The sequence below is a fragment of the Pseudomonadota bacterium genome (assembly GCA_008501635.1).
Classification (GTDB): Bacteria; Pseudomonadota; Gammaproteobacteria; order QQUJ01; family QQUJ01; genus QQUJ01.
This window is the reverse complement of record QQUJ01000006.1, coordinates 1-16,699: the sequence shown is the minus strand read 5'-3', so window position 1 is coordinate 16,699 and position 16,699 is coordinate 1. Positions and strand designations below refer to the sequence as shown.

General features: G+C 61.1%; 16 protein-coding genes. 3 read left to right on the top strand and 13 right to left on the bottom strand.

Features of this window, described 5'->3' with window-relative positions; genetic code table 11:
- Nucleotides 1-5: 5 nt before the first annotated feature.
- The gene (locus tag DWQ09_01565; protein KAA3630046.1) at nucleotides 6-1,298 is read right to left on the bottom strand and encodes an ATP-dependent RNA helicase RhlB; all 1,293 of its coding nucleotides are present in this window, start codon (nucleotides 1,296-1,298) and stop codon (nucleotides 6-8) included.
- 242 nt (nucleotides 1,299-1,540) lie between these two features.
- Between DWQ09_01565 and DWQ09_01560 the strand changes: the two genes are divergently transcribed.
- The 3 genes from DWQ09_01560 to DWQ09_01550 all read left to right on the top strand — a co-directional run bounded on the left by DWQ09_01560 (nucleotide 1,541) and on the right by DWQ09_01550 (nucleotide 3,819).
- Nucleotides 1,541-1,867 (top strand): thioredoxin TrxA, encoded by a 327-nt coding sequence (locus tag DWQ09_01560; GenBank protein ID KAA3630045.1) that lies wholly within the window; start codon nucleotides 1,541-1,543, stop codon nucleotides 1,865-1,867.
- Nucleotides 1,868-2,051: 184 nt separating this feature from the next.
- Entirely contained in the window at nucleotides 2,052-3,308 is a 1,257-nt protein-coding gene (gene rho / locus DWQ09_01555; GenBank protein ID KAA3630044.1) for a transcription termination factor Rho, read from the top strand.
- Nucleotides 3,309-3,336: 28 nt separating this feature from the next.
- Entirely contained in the window at nucleotides 3,337-3,819 is a 483-nt protein-coding gene (locus tag DWQ09_01550) for a sterol-binding protein (GenBank protein ID KAA3630043.1), read from the top strand.
- Between the two features lie 6 nt (nucleotides 3,820-3,825).
- Here DWQ09_01550 and DWQ09_01545 read toward each other — a convergent pair whose 3' ends face one another.
- From DWQ09_01545 to DWQ09_01490, 12 genes are all read right to left on the bottom strand, one after another.
- Nucleotides 3,826-4,737, bottom strand: a complete 912-nt coding sequence (locus DWQ09_01545) for a U32 family peptidase (GenBank protein KAA3630042.1) — start codon at nucleotides 4,735-4,737, stop codon at nucleotides 3,826-3,828.
- A 132-nt stretch (nucleotides 4,738-4,869) separates the two neighbouring features.
- Complete coding sequence (locus DWQ09_01540; protein ID KAA3630041.1) at nucleotides 4,870-5,865, bottom strand: U32 family peptidase; 996 nt, start codon at nucleotides 5,863-5,865, stop codon at nucleotides 4,870-4,872.
- Between the two features lie 63 nt (nucleotides 5,866-5,928).
- Nucleotides 5,929-6,534: a radical SAM protein gene (locus tag DWQ09_01535; protein KAA3630040.1), complete on the bottom strand. Its 606-nt coding sequence runs from the start codon at nucleotides 6,532-6,534 to the stop codon at nucleotides 5,929-5,931.
- 86 nt (nucleotides 6,535-6,620) lie between these two features.
- Nucleotides 6,621-7,913 carry a phosphoribosylamine--glycine ligase gene (locus DWQ09_01530; protein KAA3630039.1) on the bottom strand — a complete coding sequence of 431 codons (1,293 nt, stop codon included), beginning with the start codon at nucleotides 7,911-7,913 and terminating at the stop codon, nucleotides 6,621-6,623.
- Nucleotides 7,914-8,049: 136 nt separating this feature from the next.
- Complete coding sequence (locus DWQ09_01525; GenBank protein KAA3630038.1) at nucleotides 8,050-8,484, bottom strand: enoyl-CoA hydratase; 435 nt, start codon at nucleotides 8,482-8,484, stop codon at nucleotides 8,050-8,052.
- A 100-nt stretch (nucleotides 8,485-8,584) separates the two neighbouring features.
- On the bottom strand, nucleotides 8,585-10,153 hold the full coding sequence (gene purH / locus DWQ09_01520; GenBank protein ID KAA3630037.1) for a bifunctional phosphoribosylaminoimidazolecarboxamide formyltransferase/IMP cyclohydrolase: 1,569 nt from the start codon (nucleotides 10,151-10,153) through the stop codon (nucleotides 8,585-8,587).
- Between the two features lie 100 nt (nucleotides 10,154-10,253).
- Nucleotides 10,254-10,526 (bottom strand): DNA-binding transcriptional regulator Fis, encoded by a 273-nt coding sequence (locus DWQ09_01515; GenBank protein KAA3630036.1) that lies wholly within the window; start codon nucleotides 10,524-10,526, stop codon nucleotides 10,254-10,256.
- Nucleotides 10,523-11,509 (bottom strand): tRNA dihydrouridine synthase DusB, encoded by a 987-nt coding sequence (locus DWQ09_01510; GenBank protein KAA3630035.1) that lies wholly within the window; start codon nucleotides 11,507-11,509, stop codon nucleotides 10,523-10,525. Before DWQ09_01510 ends, DWQ09_01515 begins: the two co-directional genes overlap by 4 nt.
- Before the next feature lie 286 nt (nucleotides 11,510-11,795).
- Entirely contained in the window at nucleotides 11,796-13,535 is a 1,740-nt protein-coding gene (locus tag DWQ09_01505) for a DUF3426 domain-containing protein (protein ID KAA3630034.1), read from the bottom strand.
- Nucleotides 13,536-13,598: 63 nt separating this feature from the next.
- A complete protein-coding gene (locus tag DWQ09_01500) occupies nucleotides 13,599-14,480 on the bottom strand; it encodes a 50S ribosomal protein L11 methyltransferase (protein KAA3630033.1) in 882 nt (293 codons plus the stop codon).
- A gap of 51 nt (nucleotides 14,481-14,531) precedes the next feature.
- Nucleotides 14,532-15,881 (bottom strand): acetyl-CoA carboxylase biotin carboxylase subunit, encoded by a 1,350-nt coding sequence (gene accC / locus DWQ09_01495; GenBank protein KAA3630032.1) that lies wholly within the window; start codon nucleotides 15,879-15,881, stop codon nucleotides 14,532-14,534.
- A 118-nt stretch (nucleotides 15,882-15,999) separates the two neighbouring features.
- A complete protein-coding gene (locus DWQ09_01490; protein ID KAA3630031.1) occupies nucleotides 16,000-16,452 on the bottom strand; it encodes an acetyl-CoA carboxylase biotin carboxyl carrier protein in 453 nt (150 codons plus the stop codon).
- Between the last annotated feature and the right edge of the window lie 247 nt (nucleotides 16,453-16,699).

Sequence of the window (16,699 nt, the reverse complement as noted above, 5' to 3'; positions counted from 1 at the left end):
GAGGGTCAATTTCTCGGCTTCGGTTTATGACGTGAGGTGTTTTGCGGGCGTTTGTTCTGCCCCGTCGGACGACGACGCGCTCCTCCCGGTCGCACGCGCGATTGGCGCCGTTTGGGGTGGACCAAATCCGTAAGCAGGGATGGATCGAATGATTCAGCGCTGATCTTATGGCTGATGTAGGCCTCGATCTCCGGCAGGGAGAACGAATACTCCTCGCAGGCAAAGCTGATGGCATCACCCAGCGCGCCCGCACGGGCGGTACGACCGATGCGGTGGACGTAGTCCTCGGCATCCTGCGGCAGATCGAAATTAAAGACGTGGCTGACGTCCGGGATGTGTAGGCCCCGCGCGGCCACATCGGTAGCCACCAGGATCGGCAGTTCGCCCTTTTGGAAGGCCAGCAGCAGTCGTTGGCGTTTTGTCTGCGGCACATCGCCGGAGAGCATCGCTGCGTGGATTTGATTGGCCTCCAGGTAGTCAGTGACGCGCTCCGCCGTTCGCTTGGTGTTGACAAAAACGATACTGCGGCTCGGATCCATATGCTGGAGCAGCCCTATCAACAGTGCGATCTTTTCATCGTTGGCGGTGTAATAGACTGTCTGTTTGACCTTGTCGGCCGTCACTTTGTCGGGCTCGATCATCACCAACTCGGGGTTGTTCATGTGCTCGTAAGCGAGTTCGGTCACGCGATAGGAAAGGGTCGCCGAGAAGAGCATGCCCTGGCGCTGATCCGGTGATGGCATGCGCCGCAGCAGGTAGCGAATATCCTTGATAAAGCCGAGATCGAACATGCGATCGGCCTCGTCGAGCACCATCACCTGGATGGCCTTCAGATCGAAGATGTGCTGTTTGAAGTAGTCGATCAGTCGACCGGGCGTTCCGATCAGGATGTCTACGCCGGCTTGGAGCATTCTGCGCTGTTCCTCGTAACCGGTTCCCCCGTAAACAAGGCCCAGGGTCAACCCCGTATAGGCGCCCAGGCTCTCGGCATCACGGTGAATCTGAATCGCGAGTTCGCGCGTAGGCGCGAGTATGAGCGCCCGGGGCTGTGTCGCCTTGCGAGCCGGGGGCGGGGCGCGGCGCAACAGATGCGTCATGGTGGCCAACAGAAAGGCGGCGGTCTTGCCGGTACCGGTCTGTGCCTGACCGGCGACATCCTTACCTGACAAGGCCAGGGGCAGGGTTTCGGACTGAATTGGCGTGCAGAGAGTAAAGCCTGCTTCGGTTGTGCCGCGCAGCAATTCAGGGGGCAGATTTAGCTCCGAAAAGGTGGTTTTCGACAAATGTGAGTTATCCATGGCGGGCAAGCATACCCCATATGGAACAAGGGGCGAGGCTTTTTTAGGCTTGCAATATGGGGACGATTCGGCTGAAATGATGCTAGGTTGGGCCGGCATCATCGAGGTACGGATGTCGGTCAGCGGTGTCGCGAGTCATGCAGCCACAATAAAGACGCACCGCGTGACAGCAACTTTCCCGAGTTCCTTTCTCCGATCGCAATTATTGAAGTCCGGTAAGGAGCCCACTGGAGGCAATCAAGGTGAGCGAACGCATGGTACACGTTACCGACGAAACATTCGAAGCAGACGTACTGAATTCCGAAAACCCCGTGCTCGTCGATTTTTGGGCCGACTGGTGCGGTCCGTGCAAAATGATTGCACCGATACTCGATGAGATATCCGACGAGTACGATGGGCGCGTCAAGGTGGCCAAGCTGAATATCGACGAGAATCCGAATACACCACCGAAATATGGAATCCGCGGAATTCCAACGCTGATGCTGTTCAAAAATGGCAATGTGGAGGCGACCAAGGTGGGCGCCGTGTCGAAGTCGCAGCTTACCGCGTTTATCGATAGCAATCTGTAAGGTTATTTCGGCCGGAGCACACCAAAACCTAGACCCTGGCTGAACAAAGTGATAGCGTATGGCTGCGGTCGTTGCGGCCGCAGCCATACCCAAAAAAACTCCCCTGATTTTCCATAGTGTCTGGACTCGCCAGGCATTGTGCATGTTCCTCCGTTTCCGGTTTCAACCCATCTGACACAGCGCCATGAATCTCACCGAACTCAAGAAAAAAACCGCCTCAGAACTCATACAAATTGCCCAGGATATGGGCGTCGAAGGAATGGCAAGGTCGCGCAAGCAGGATGTGATCTTTTCCATCCTCAAGGCCCACGCCAAGAACGGCGAAGATATCTTTGGCGATGGGGTGCTGGAAATCCTGCAGGACGGTTTCGGTTTTCTGCGTTCAGCGGATTGCTCCTACCTGGCAGGCCCCGATGACATCTATGTCTCGCCCAGTCAGATACGGCGCTTCAATCTGCGCACGGGAGATACTGTCTCGGGCAAGATCCGTCCACCCAAGGAGGGCGAACGCTACTTCGCCCTGCTCAAGGTGGGCCAGATCAATTACGAATCGCCCGAGACGGCGAAGAACAAGGTCTTGTTCGAGAATCTCACACCGCTGCACCCCAACAAGCGTATGTCGCTGGAATTGGGCAATGGCAGCACCGAGGATATTACGGCGCGCGTCATCGATCTGATGTCGCCCGTTGGCAAGGGGCAACGCGGCCTTATCGTCTCGCCTCCCAAGGCCGGCAAGACGATGCTATTGCAGAATATCGCGCACTCCATCGAGGTTAAGCATCCCGAGTGCTATCTCATCGTGCTGCTCATCGACGAGCGCCCTGAAGAGGTGACCGAGATGGAACGCTCGGTACGTGGGGAGGTGGTCTCTTCCACCTTCGACGAACCGGCCAGCCGCCATGTGCAGGTGGCGGAAATGGTCATCGAAAAGGCCAAGCGTCTGGTGGAGCATAAGAAGGACGTGGTGATCCTGCTCGACTCCATCACCCGTCTGGCACGCGCCTACAACACCGTGGTTCCTTCGTCGGGTAAGGTGCTGACCGGTGGCGTCGATGCCAATGCCCTGCAGAAGCCCAAGCGTTTCTTCGGCGCTGCGCGCAACATAGAGGAGGGCGGCAGCCTGACCATCATCGCCACCGCCCTGATCGATACCGGCTCGCGCATGGACGATGTGATCTACGAGGAGTTCAAAGGCACCGGCAACATGGAGATCCATTTGGATCGCCGCATTGCGGAGAAACGTATCTACCCCGCCATCAATATCAATCGTTCCGGTACGCGTCGCGAGGAATTGCTGACACTCGTCGATGAGTTGCAGAAGATGTGGATACTGCGCAAGTTGCTCCACCCCATGGATGAGCTGGCGGCCATGGAGTTCCTGCACGACAAGCTAAAGGGGACCAAGACCAACAGCGAGTTCTTCGATTCGATGAAGCGCTAGTCCCGGTAAGCGTCCGGAGTCCGAGAAGATGCGCCAAAGCACTCCTTCCCTGCCGCGGCTGTTAACTGCACCGCTGCGCCTGGTTCCCAATATCGTCCATTCCACCGCGCTCGGTGTGGCGCTGAGCCGGCTGTTCGCGCTGTTGGTGCGCGATGGTGAACTCGATTTTCTGCAGGATCGGGTACTGCGCATCGCGATCGAGGATGCGGGAATCGAGTACCGGCTCACCAAGAGCAGGGGACGTTTGGTGGCTGTTGATCGCCAGCAACCCGTCGCAGCCTCGATCTCGGGTACGCTCTACGATTTCCTGCTCCTGGCCACCCGCCGTGAAGATGCGGACACGCTTTTCTTTCAGCGGCGCCTGCGCATGGAGGGTGATACCGAGGTGGGCCTGATGGTGAAGAACCTGCTGGATGGCTTGGAGTACTCGCTGCCCCATGTGCCGGAGCCGATTCAAAGCGCCGGAGAGCGGGCCGTCGCCTTCTGCGAGCGCTTCGTTGTCCGCCCGTAAAACGATTCAGGTCGGCGCGCCTGTCTGCATTCCTGCGTCGCCGAACCAGTAACCGCTGCAGCTTCCGACCGGCATCAGCGCCTCCAGTTGGTGCGCTGCCTCACGCGCGTCCACCTTGCCCGCCAGTACGGCGGCAAACTTCTCGATGACGCTCTGCATATGGGCTGACTGGGGACTGATGCGCAACACGTCTATTCCAAGCCGGCGCAAATCCCCAATCTCGCCCAGCAGATTGTAGGTCTGGGCCGACTGGGTCTGAATACCGTTCAGCGCCAGGAAGGCATCGTCTTCCTGCGTGTAGACAGTGAGGCCGTCGGGATCGGCAATACATTTTTCCTGGCAGTCGTCTTTTTGCAGATGGTAGGCGCGGGCGGTGAAGCAGCGCGCCGACCAGGCCAGCGGGATGCGCCCGTAGGCCATCACCTCGGTTTCGACGCCTGCCGGACGCCCTTGCTGGATCTGCGCCAGAGTCTCTCGCGACAGTTCAACGGGCATTACCCAGCGTTTCAACCCCAGTTTGGCGAAGAAGGCGAGGGTACGGTCGTTGTAGATGTTGACGCTTGGGCCACTGACGAAGGGGATCGCCTGGTTTGCGAGCAGGTTGATCGCACCCACATCGTTGGCTTCGACCGTGAAACGGCCGTTCGCGCAGATCCGCTTCAGAGTCTTGCGTTCGGAGTCGGCTTCGATCAGCGCCAGTGTTGAGATCACCGCCTCCTTGCCTGCGTGGGCGAGCATCTCGGCGGTCTCCAGCCAATCGTCGCCGCGAAACTGGCGGCGCTTGGAACAGACGGCTTCCCCCAGGTAGACGATATCGGCGGATGACTCCGCCACCATGGCGTAGAAGTCCCGCAGCTGCTCTTTGGGCCAGTAGTAGAGCACGGGTCCGATGGAGAGCTTCATTTTGTGTTCAGTCATATGCGCATGCTGCTATCTGAGTTTTGTCTCGCGCCAAGACATCAAGACGCAAAGAGTCACGAAGTTTTTCAATTCGCTTAATCGGCTCTGCGAACTTTGCGTCTTTGCGTGAGACGAATGTTCTTGACCGTGTTACTGCCACGGCCGGTTGTAGGCACCGAGCGTAGTCTGGGTGCCTTCCGAGACCTTGGCCAATTCCATCTGCCACTCGGGTTTTGGCGTGAAGGCATCGGGATTGGCTTCGCAGCTGTCGATCGCCTGACGCCAGACGCGCGCCACCTGTTTGACGTAGGCGGGGCTGCGTTGCCGACCCTCGATCTTGATCGCGGCGATACCCATGCGGTAGAGCTCGGGCAGCAGCTCGAGGGTATTGAGGCTGGTGGGGTCTTCGATGGCGTAATAGGTGTGTTCACCCACCCGGTAGCGCCCCTTGCAGATGGTGGGGTATCCCGCCTTCTCCTCCTTGTTGAAGCGGTTGATGAGCATGCCGCTGAGGCGGGTTTCGAGCCCGCCCGCTGATTCTTCCCAACGCACCGCCTTGGCCGGCGAGCAGGCGCCGCAGTTGTTGGGGGATTCGCCGGTGACGTAGGAAGAGAGCGTGCACCGCCCTTCGACCATGACGCACAACCCACCGAAGCCGAATACCTCCAGCTCCACCGGGCTGTCCGCGACCACCTGTTCCACCTGCTTCATCGAAAGCACGCGCGGTAGCACAGCGCGCTTGATGCCGAAGTGCTCGTGATAGAACGAGATCGCCTCCGGGGTGGTGGCCGAGCCCTGTACCGAAAGGTGCAGGTTGAGACCGGGATGGCGGCGCGCGGCGTATTCGAAGACCGAGATATCGGCCATGATCAAGGCGTTGACGCCGAGATCGGCGGCGTGATCGACAGCGCGCTGCCAGCGTTCCCAGCCCTGCGGTTGGGGATAGGTGTTGAGTGCGACGAAGACGCGCCGACCGCGATCCTGCGCGTAACGGATGCCGTCGCCGGCGTTGCCTTCGGTGAAATTCAGTCCGGGAAAGTGACGCGCATTGGTGTCGTCGCGGAATCCCATGTAGACCGCATCGGCACCCTGATCGATGGCCGCCTTCAGCGAGGGCAGGTTACCTGCGGGACAGACGAGCTCCATACTGTTTCCCCCTTGGCGAAGCCAGAGTGCTTTACCGTTAACGGGCGCGGGCCCGATCGGTGATCATTGGCCGACGACGTCGAGTACGCGCCGGCGAAATTTTGCCCCGGCGCTCGCCGCCAGGCGGGCGCAGGCCTCGACGTTCACGTCCTCCAGCCCGTCGATGGCCGTGGCGGTAACCTCTTTTACATAACGTGGCGCGAGTTGCAGAAAATCGAGCATCGCCTGATAAGCACCGGGAAAAGCCGGTTTGCAGTGGTGCTCGTAGACGGCCGCATTCTGGGCATTCAGCGAGATCGACAATGTATCGACGCAGGTGCCCAACTCGGGCAACACGTTGCGCTTGTGGATGCGATTCGCCAACCCGTCGGTGTTGACCCGCACGCGGCCGCCCAGTCCTTTGATATGGCGGGCCACCTCCAGCAACTCTGTGATGCGCAGGGTCGGTTCACCATAGCCGCAGAAAACGACCTCCTGGTAACGGCCGGGATCACCCACGGCATCGATCACCTCCCGCGCCGCGGGTCGATGGTGCAACGCCAGGTCATGCTCGCGCAGCTGCCATGTCCCGTTGTGCTTGGGGCAAAACGCGCACGCCAGTGTGCAGCGGTCGGTGAGATTGATATAGAGCCGCTCGCCGATGGGATAGACAATCGTATCGGTTGACATAGGCGCTGCATTCTACCGGGCCGATGGGGCACGGCCAAATCGAGTTGACCTGAGTCAATGTATGGAATTGAAGCTATTGCGCCGGGCTAATTGCCCGCCTTCTCCCGCGCCACGGCCCGATAGCCGATATCGCTGCGATAGTAGACATCGTCCCAGTGGATGCGCCGGACGAGTTGATAGGCGCGCCGTTGTGCCTCGCCGACGGTCGCGCCCAGGGCGCACGCACAGAGGACACGGCCACCGTTGGTGACCACCCTGCCCCCTTTCTCGGCGGTGCCGGCATGAAACACCTTGGTATCGGTCTCCTCCTCCGAGGGGAGGCCGTCGATCGCGTCGCCTTTACGGTAGCTGGCGGGATAGCCGCCGGCGGCCAGCACGACGCCGAGGCTGGCGCGGGGGTCCCACTCTGCGGCCGCCTGCTCCAGACGCTGGTCCAAAGCCGCCTCGATGAGTACGGCGAAATCGGAACGCAGCCGCAGCATGATGGGTTGGGTCTCCGGATCGCCGAACCGGCAGTTGTACTCCAGTACCTTGGGAACGCCATCAGCGTCGATCATGACGCCAGCATAGAGAAAGCCGGTATAGGGATACCCCTCGGCGGCCATGCCGCGCACTGTCGGCTCGATGACATCGGTCATGATTCGCTGGTGCATCTCGGGTGTGACCACCGGTGCCGGCGAGTAGGCGCCCATGCCGCCCGTGTTGGGGCCCCGATCGCCGTCATCGCGCGCCTTGTGGTCCTGCGAACTGGCCATGGGCAGAATGTGCTCGCCGTCGACCATCACGATAAAGCTCGCTTCCTCGCCACGCAGAAACTCTTCGATGACCACGCGGCTGCCCGCTGCTCCGAAGACGTTATCCGCCAGCATGTCGCGCACGGCGGCAATTGCCTCGTTTTCATTTTGCGCGACGATCACTCCCTTGCCGGCGGCCAGCCCATCGGCCTTGACGACTATGGGCGCACCCTTTTCGCGAATGTAGGCGATCGCGGGTTCGACCTCGGTAAACACCTGATACCAGGCGCTGGGGATGCGGTGGCGGGCCAGGAAGTCCTTGGTAAAAGCCTTGGAGCCCTCCAGCTGGGCTGCGCCTCGCGTCGGGCCGAAGCAGCGCAAGCCCGCCACCGCGAAGGCATCGACGATGCCGGCGACCAGGGGCGCCTCCGGGCCGACTACCGTGAATGCGATCTGTGCCTCCTGTGCGAAGTGGATCAGACTGGCAATATCTTCGGCGCCGATGGGCACGTTCTCCATCCGCGGCTCGTGCGCGGTACCGGCGTTGCCGGGGGCGACGTAAACGCGCTCCACCCTGGGCGATTGGGTCAGCTTCCAGGCCAATGCGTGTTCGCGACCACCGCCGCCGATAACCAGTACTTTCATTGTGTGGCTCCAATATTCATTGCGTTTGGGGTTCGCGCCAAGACGCCAGGACGCGAAGAGTCGCCAAGAAAGTTCTTCGTTAACCCTTTGCGGTCGTGGCGCCCTTGCGTCTTGGCGCGAGACCAGCGCTCTATCATCACTTCTTCAACTTCCGCAGCAGGCTCGCCACGGTCGTGCCTTCGATGACGCGTTCGCCGCGCTGATTGTCGATCCAGCTCTCCATTTCGATGCGTTCGGCTTCGCGATCGATGGCGGTAATGCGCAAGCGCGCGGTGATCGTGTCACCGATATGGACCGGACGCAGGAATTGCAGCGTCTGCGAGCGATAGATCGCGCCAATGCCCGGCAAGTGCAGCCCCACCAGGGTGGAAAACAGCGCGGCCGACAGCATGCCGTGGGCAATGCGCTCGCCGAAAAAGGTCTGCCCGGCAAACTCAGCATCCACATGCAGCGGGTTGGTGTCACCCGTTATGGCGACAAAATGGTCGATGTCCGCCTCGGTGACGGTTTTGGTGAAGTCCGCTTCCTGGCCCACGGCCAGGTCGTCAAAAGTGGTCAGTCGGTAGTCCATGGTCTGAATCGGGCTGGATCTCGCGCCAAGACGCCAGGAGGCGCCCGGTGAAGCGTCCGATATTCCTTTGCGGACTTGGCGGCTTGGCGCGAGAAAAAACTCAATGCCGAAAATGTCGCATCCCGGTGAACACCATGGCCATGCCGTGTTCGTTGGCGGCGGCGATGGTCTCTTCGTCGCGCATCGATCCACCGGGTTGAATAACGGCGGTGATGCCGGCCCGCGCCGCCGAGTCGATACCGTCGCGGAAGGGGAAGAAGGCATCGGAGGCCATCACCGAGCTTTTCACTTCCAGTCCCTCATCGGCCGCTTTGATGCCGGCGATGCGCGCCGAGTAGACGCGGCTCATCTGACCGGCACCGATGCCGATGGTCTGGCCGCCGCGGCAATAGACGATGGCGTTGGATTTGACGAACTTCACCACTTTCCAGGCGAACAGCAGATCGCCCAGCTCCCGTTCGGTGGGGGCGCGCTGGGTGACCACTTTGAGCTCAGCACGCGTGACACTGCCAAGATCGCGATCCTGCACCAGCAGGCCGCCGTTGACGCGTTTGTAATCGAAGCTCGGAACGCGGCTCTCGCCCCAGGCGCCGCATTCGAGGACCCGCACATTGGGTTTTTTCGCCAGAATCTCCAACGCGTCGCCGTCGAAACGCGGGGCAATGATCACCTCGACGAACTGACGGTTGAGGATCTCCTGCGCGGTGACGTCATCCACCATGCGGTTGAAGGCGATGATGCCGCCGAAGGCCGATGTGGGGTCGGTCTGGTAGGCGCGATCGTAGGATTCGAGGAGATCGCCCCCTAAGGCGACACCACAGGGATTGGCGTGCTTGACGATGACGCAGGCCGTTTCGCCGTCGAAACTTTTCACGCACTCCAGGGCGGCGTCGGCGTCGGCGATGTTATTGAAAGAGAGTTCCTTGCCCTGCAGTTGGCGCGCGGTGGCGATGCTCGGTTCGCTCGGGCGGTGCTCGACATAGAAGGCTGCGTCCTGGTGAGGGTTTTCCCCGTAACGCATCTCCTGCATCTTGCGGAATTGCACATTGAAGGTGTGCGGGAAGGTGACGCGCTCCCCGGAATCGGAAATGCTGCCCAGGTAGTTGGCGATGGCCCCATCATAGCGAGCCGTGTGCTCGAAGGTTTTCACCGCGAGACGGAACCGGGTGTCCGCCTCGAGCAGGCCGCCACTCTCCTGCAGTTCACCAAGCAGGATCTCGTAGTCGCCGGCATCCACAACCACCGCGACGTCGCGGTGGTTTTTGGCGGCAGCCCGCAGCATGGTGGGGCCGCCAATGTCGATGTTCTCGATGGCCGTCGCCAGGTTGCAATCGGTACGGGCGATGGTCTGTTCGAAAGGGTAGAGGTTGACCACCACGAGATCGATGGGCTTGATGCCATGCTCGTGCATCGCCGCCTCGTCGGTCCCGCGGCGGCCCAGTAATCCGCCGTGGATTCTCGGGTGCAAGGTCTTCAGACGGCCGTCCATCATCTCTGGAAAACCGGTGTAGTCCGAGACCTCGACGACGGCGATGTGATTTTCCGACAGCAGCTTGGCGGTGCCCCCGGTGGAGAGGATCTCGACTCCGAGTTCCGCCAAGCCCTGGGCGAATTCGACGATTCCAGTTTTGTCGGAGACGCTGATCAGGGCGCGTTCAATCTTGGACATGGCTACTTTCTGGTCTGGTTGACGAAAAACAGCACTCTGGTGTCGCGTAGCAGGAACGCGGGGTGCGGAGTCTCCGCCAGGGCGCCGTCGGCGCCCGCTTTCACGGGACGGTGGGTGTCTCCAAGCCGTAGGCACGAAGTTTCTTGCGCAGCGTGCTGCGGCTCAATCCCAGAATCGAAGCCGCCCGGGTCTGGTTGCCGCCGCAGTGGCGCATCACACACTCCAGCAGGGGCGGCTCGATTTCGCCCATCACCAGCTGATAGAGATCACTGGCGGGGTGGCCGTCCATTTGTGCGAAATACCCGTCGAGCGAACGATGAACGCAGTCGCGCAGGGTTTCGGTTTTTGATGTATCAGTCGTTTTTCTGTTCACGCCGCCAACTCCTTCTGGTCCCCGAGGCGGTCGAAAAATTCATCCATCAGCGCAAGCTGCCTGGCGGTGGATGTCTCCCCATTGATGGCGCGCCGGAAAGAGGCGCCATGCGGCAGTCCCTTGGTGTACCAGGCCGCATGCTTGCGAGCCATGAGGGCGCCGGTGTGTTCCCCGTAAAAACGGTAAAGTGCGTGCAGATGTCCACGCAGCACAGCGCGCAGTTCTTCCAGCGCGGGAGGCGCAAGCTCCTGGCCGGTGCGCAGATAGTGGTCGATTTCGCGAAAGATCCACGGGCGCCCCTGGGCGGCGCGACCGATCATGATGCCATCGGCGCCGGTGTAGGCCAGTACCTCCTGCGCCTTTTGCGGTGTGCGGATATCGCCATTGGCAATGACGGGGATCGATACAGCCGCCTTGATGGCGCGTATGGTTTCGTACTCGGCGTCGCCCGAGTATCCGCAGGCGCGGGTGCGCCCATGAATGGCCAGGGCCTGGATGCCGGCCTGCTCGGCCAGCTGCGCGACGCGTACCCCGTTGCGATTCTGGGCATCCCACCCGGTACGGATCTTGAGGGTCACCGGGACATCGACGGCGCCTACCACCGCCTCGAGAATCCTGCGGACCAGAGGTTCATCACGGAGCAATGCCGATCCGGCGGCCGCGTTGCATATTTTCTTGGCGGGACACCCCATGTTGATGTCGATGATCTCGGCCCCGTTGGCGACATTGTGGCGCGCGGCCGCGGCCATCATCCCCGGGTCGGCACCGAGTATCTGCACCGAGCGCGGTTCAGGTTCACCGCTATGATCGGCGCGGCGCCTGGTCTTTTCGCTACCCCACAGCAAGGAGTTGGCAGAGACCATCTCCGAGACCGCCAGTCCAGCGCCGAAGTGGCGGCAGAGCAGCCGGAACGGACGATCCGTTACGCCGGCCATGGGGGCAAGGACCAGGTTGTTGGTTAGTTTGTAGGATCCAATCTGCATAACACTGTGCGGGTGGCAGTGGCCCGAACCGCATCTTATTTTCCGGGGTGTTGTCGCCTCGTTTTTCAGCTGTGGTCTCGATCCGGGCGCGCTGTTCAGCCGGTACCCGGTGAGGACTCCTGTGCCTCCCAAGGCCGCCGATCCGATCTGCCGGTTGTTGGACGGCGAGCGAGACCATGACCTGAGGGGGCGGACAGTTTACCTTCAAACAGTTTGGCGTGAAAGCGCCGTTCGCGGCGATGAGAATCAATCCGATGTAAGGGCTCCGCGCGGTGAAGCACGGGTTCTAGTAAAACTCGAAACGGAAGCTGACACCCTGTTCGCCGGGATCGACGATGCTCAGGCTGAGCGCCACCAGTTCGCCCGGCGGAAGCGGACTGGAAGATCGGCGCTCGCCTCCCAGGTACTCGGCGGGCTGAAAGCGGCGCAGCGCGATCAGTTGAGCGTGGATATCAGAAAAGCTTACTTCCAACGTCGGATAGGCCTGGGGGAACTCGGCTTCGTTTACAAAGCTGAGCGAAATCAGTAGCGCCCCGGCCACTTCGGGGTGGGGGCGGACGTCGCGATTGACGATGCGGATTCTTTCAGGCGCGCGCTTTTCCGGCGCTACACACTCCTGGCCTTCGCAGAACCGGCCGGCAATCGGCGCCAAGGCGGGGTATTGGCTGATTTCGGCGCGAAAGGTGTTGCCCGCCTGAACCAGCAGCAGCGCCAGCAGAATGAGCGATCCCGTCCCGAAGAGCAGGGTGGGGAGTTGCCGCTTGCGCTGGGTGAGGGTTGCTTCCAGCTCTTGCGCCAATGCGCTGCTGTAAGGTTCTGTGCGACGTTCGTCGGTCTCAGGAAGCGGCGGCGGCGCGTCGGACTCGGGCAGATCGGGCTCGGGTTCATCGAAGAGCGCCGTGGCGTCGGAGGGGGATAATGCCTCGACTTCGACCTGGGGCACCTCGTCAGCGAATTGAGGCTGATCGGTGGGTTCCTGCGCCGCGGCGTGTCCCCAGCCGGCGAACAACGATTCGGTTACCGAATCGTTCGCTTGCAAAGCGTCGATGGCCTGCTCGTAGCTGCTCTCAGGCTCATCGCTGTTGTCGAGCGCGCCGTCGTCCACAGACTCTTGATCTGCTGTTGGCCTGTTGCTGGTTGGTTCGGCGGCGGTTGCCGCCAAATCCGGGAGTGACTCGGGGGCGTCGCCGGTGTAGTCATTCACCTCCATCGTGTCGATTTCGGCAATGCTGGCGAACAACGGATCGGTTGTTTCGGGTGAATCGAAAGACCAGGGGGGCAATCCGAGGGTTGTCTCCTCGTCTTCGGCGCGTTCAGCCGTGGCGACTTCGTCGCTGGCCGGCTCGCGGAAGTCGAATTCGATCTCCCCGGCGTCGGCATCCTCCGTCAGCGAATGTTCGAACTCGGACGTTAAGCCGGATTCGTCGGCAGCGTGGTCGCCCGCCAGTCCGGCGAGGTCGAAATCGAACTCCCCGGCCGGTGCCTGCTCCCCGGCAGCGTCGACCGCCGAGTCGATCGCATCCGCTTCAGGTGGCGATTCCCAGGATGCGGCGTCAAAGGCGAATGTGCTCTCGTCTGTTTGGGCGGTTTCCGGTGTGGGCGGCGGGGTATCGACGGGTTGGAATTCAGGGGTGGGCTCATCAGCCGGTCGCTGCGACGGAAACGGATCCTCGGGGGCGCCGAAGTCGCTCGCCAGCTCAAAATCCACCTGCGCGATGCCGGTGTCCGCTGCCACAGAGGATTCGATGTCGAGATCGGTCGAGGGCGTGGCTGTGAGCCCAGGGCGTTCCGTTTCCACGGGCGGCGGGGCGGGTTGTGGGGCAGACGCTGTCTCGCGCCGCCCTCGATGGGCGGCTTCCCCACGCGATGCTTTGCCGACGCCTTCCTGCAGATAGGCGCGTGCATTGAATACCCGATGGCAACGGCTGCATCGCGCTTTGCCGCCAGCGGCATCCAGTTGCGCCTCAGTGATGCGAAAGCGGGTGTCGCAATGGGGACATTGGGTGACGAGTTTTTGTGGACTCACGGTTACTCGGCGGTCAGGTTTTGATACAGCATAACGCGAGGCGTCTACAAGCCCAACCGAGGATCAGCCGGCACGCACGCCGTGAAGGCGCGCCCACTCCGCTTGAAAGGCGGGTGGAGACCAGGTGACAGCCGGGCCGTAAGCGTTTTGCACCGTGCTCACCTGGCTGCCGAGCAGACCCGAGAGGACGAGATCTCCGCCGGGTTTGAGCAGGGTGATGAGTTCGGGCGCCAACTCAGCCAATGGGCCGGCAAGAATATTGGCGACGACCAGATCCGCCGGGGTGCGCTCCAGGTCCCGGGGTAAACAGGTGTCAATGCGCTGCTCGACGGCATTGCGTGCAGCGTTTTCGCAAGTTGCGACCAATGCCTGGGGATCGATATCGACCGCACGTATCGCTGCCACCCCGAGCTTCGCGGCGGCGACCGCGAGAATGCCCGATCCGCAGCCGTAATCGATCATTGTTTTGCCGGTCAGTGGCGTTCCGTCCAACCACTCCAGGCACAACGCGGTGGTGGGATGCGTGCCGGTGCCGAAGGCGAGACCTGGATCGAGGCGCACGATCACCGCATCGGTAACGGGTGGCTGCTGATCGCTGGGGCAGACCCAGAGTCGCTGGCCAAAGCGCAACGGGTGAAAATGTTCCAGCCAGGTTCGTTCCCAGGTCTGATCCTCCAGCGTCGCGCTGCACCAGGAGCGTTGCTCGGTGAGCGTCAGATGGGGCGAGAGTGCGGCCTGCAGGGGCGCAAGATCGGTATCTGCAGGAAACAACGCCACCACTTGCGTGGCGGGCCATACAGGCGTTTCACCGGGGCCGGGTTCGAGGACGGGATGATCGGCTGCATCCACCAGCGTAACCGCGAGCGCCCCGGCCGCCTCCAATGTCCTGGTCAGGAGTTCGGTGCGCTCGGCGGTCGAGGCGATGGTCAGTTGGGTCCAGGGCATATCAGCTCAGCTCATGCCGCTGAACGCTCGAGATAGCACCGGCGACCGTGCTCAGTGCTTGCGCAAACGCAGCTGTTGCTCCAGGTAGTGGATGTTGGTGCCGCCGGCCTGGAAGGCCGCGTCATTGATGATTTGCAGATGCAGGGGAACATTGGTCTCGATGCCGCCGATCACGATCTCACTCAGGGCCGTGCGCATGCGTGCCAGCGCGGAGGCGCGGCTATCGCCATGGGCGATCAGCTTGCCAATGAGCGAATCGTAGTAGGGCGGGACGGTATAGCCGCTGTAGAGGTGTGAATCCATGCGGATGCCGGGGCCGCCGGGCATGTGATACTGCGTGATCGTGCCGGGGCAGGGCATGAAGTTGTCAGGGTTTTCCGCATTGATGCGGCACTCGATGGCGTGCCCGGTGATGCGGACCTGGTCCTGTTTGAAGCTCAGTGGTCGACCCGCCGCAACCAGCAGTTGTTCCCGCACGATATCGATGCCGGTGATCATTTCGGTGACCGGGTGCTCCACCTGAACGCGGGTGTTCATCTCGATGAAATAGAACTCACCGTTCTCGTAGAGAAACTCGAACGTTCCCGCACCGCGATAGCCGATCTCGCGACAGGCAGCGGCGCAGCGCTCGCCCATTGCGTTGCGTTGGTCGTTGCTGAGGCCGGGTGCCGGTGCCTCTTCGATGACTTTCTGGTGGCGGCGTTGCATGGAGCAGTCGCGTTCACCAAGATGCACGGCGTTGCCGTGTTCGTCGGCGAGCACCTGAAACTCCACGTGGCGTGGATTTTCCAGAAATTTCTCCATGTAGACCATGTCATTGCCGAAAGCGGAAGCGGCTTCACTGCGAGTCATCGATATGGCGTTCTGCAGATTGCCCTCGGTATGGACCACGCGCATACCGCGCCCACCGCCACCCCCGGCCGCCTTGATGATCACCGGGTAGCCGATCTTGCGGGCCATGCGCATGTTCTCTTCGATATCTTCACCCAGCGGATCATCGGAGCCGGGGACGCACGGCACCCCGGCACGCTTCATCGCCGCAATGGCGGAGACCTTGTCGCCCATCAGGCGAATGGTCTCGGGGCGTGGACCGATGAAGATAAACCCACTCTGTTCAACGCGTTCGGCGAAATCCGCATTCTCGGAAAGAAAGCCATAGCCGGGGTGTATGGCGACAGCATCAGTCACTTCCGCGGCGCTGATGATTGCGGGGATGTTGAGATAGCTATCGACGGAGGGCGCCGGCCCAATGCAGACCGACTCGTCGGCCAGCCGCACATGCTTCAGTTCGCGGTCCGCAATGGAATGAACGGCGACGGTCTTGATGCCCAGTTCGCGGCAGGCGCGTTGGATGCGCAGTGCGATCTCTCCGCGGTTGGCGATGACTATTTTGTCCAGCATGAGTGATTTCTGTGGTTGGGTGATGTCGAGTGCTTGCCCATAGGAGTTGTCGCCCGCATTTGTCGGTCTGCCGCAGGGGCCACACCGCCCGTTGTCTGCGCGAACCCCTGTCCGCCAGTTACTCGATGACGAAAAGGGGCTGTCCGAACTCCACGGGCTGAGCGTTTTCCGCGAGAATTTTTTTTATCACGCCGGAGCGGTCGGCCTCGATCTGATTGAGCATCTTCATCGCTTCGATAATGCAGAGCGTATCGCCCTCCTTGACGCTCTGCCCCTCTTCGACGAATACCTTGCTCCCCGGCGAAGGTGCCCGGTAAAAAGTGCCCACCATGGGTGCGGTTACCGTGTGACCCTGGTGTTCCACGGGTGCCGGTGGCGTGGGTGCATCATGCGGCACCGGCGCCGCGGTGGCCGATTGCGGGGCCATCTGGGGTGCCGTTACATAGGTGGTAGTGGGAGCCTGAGAGTTGCGGCTGATGCGCACGGACTCCTCGCCCTCGCGTATCTCCAACTCAGCGATGCCCGACTCTTCGAGTAGTTCTATGAGTTTCTTGACTTTGCGAATATCCATTGATCTTCTGCCAATCAATCTTAAGGAACGTCTGAATAAGTTATGCAAACCAGCACGGCCGATTCAATATGTTTGTGTTTTTCATCATAAGGAGCGTTTGCAGGCAGTATTCGGCTCAACATGGGCCGTTTTCTAGCCGTTTTGTGCGCCGTTGCGGTTTATCAGGCGCACCAATCCTATGTCGGGCATCGCAATCGTCGCCGCGCCAGGTACAGATTGGTCAATGCACTCAGTACAAACAAGGCAT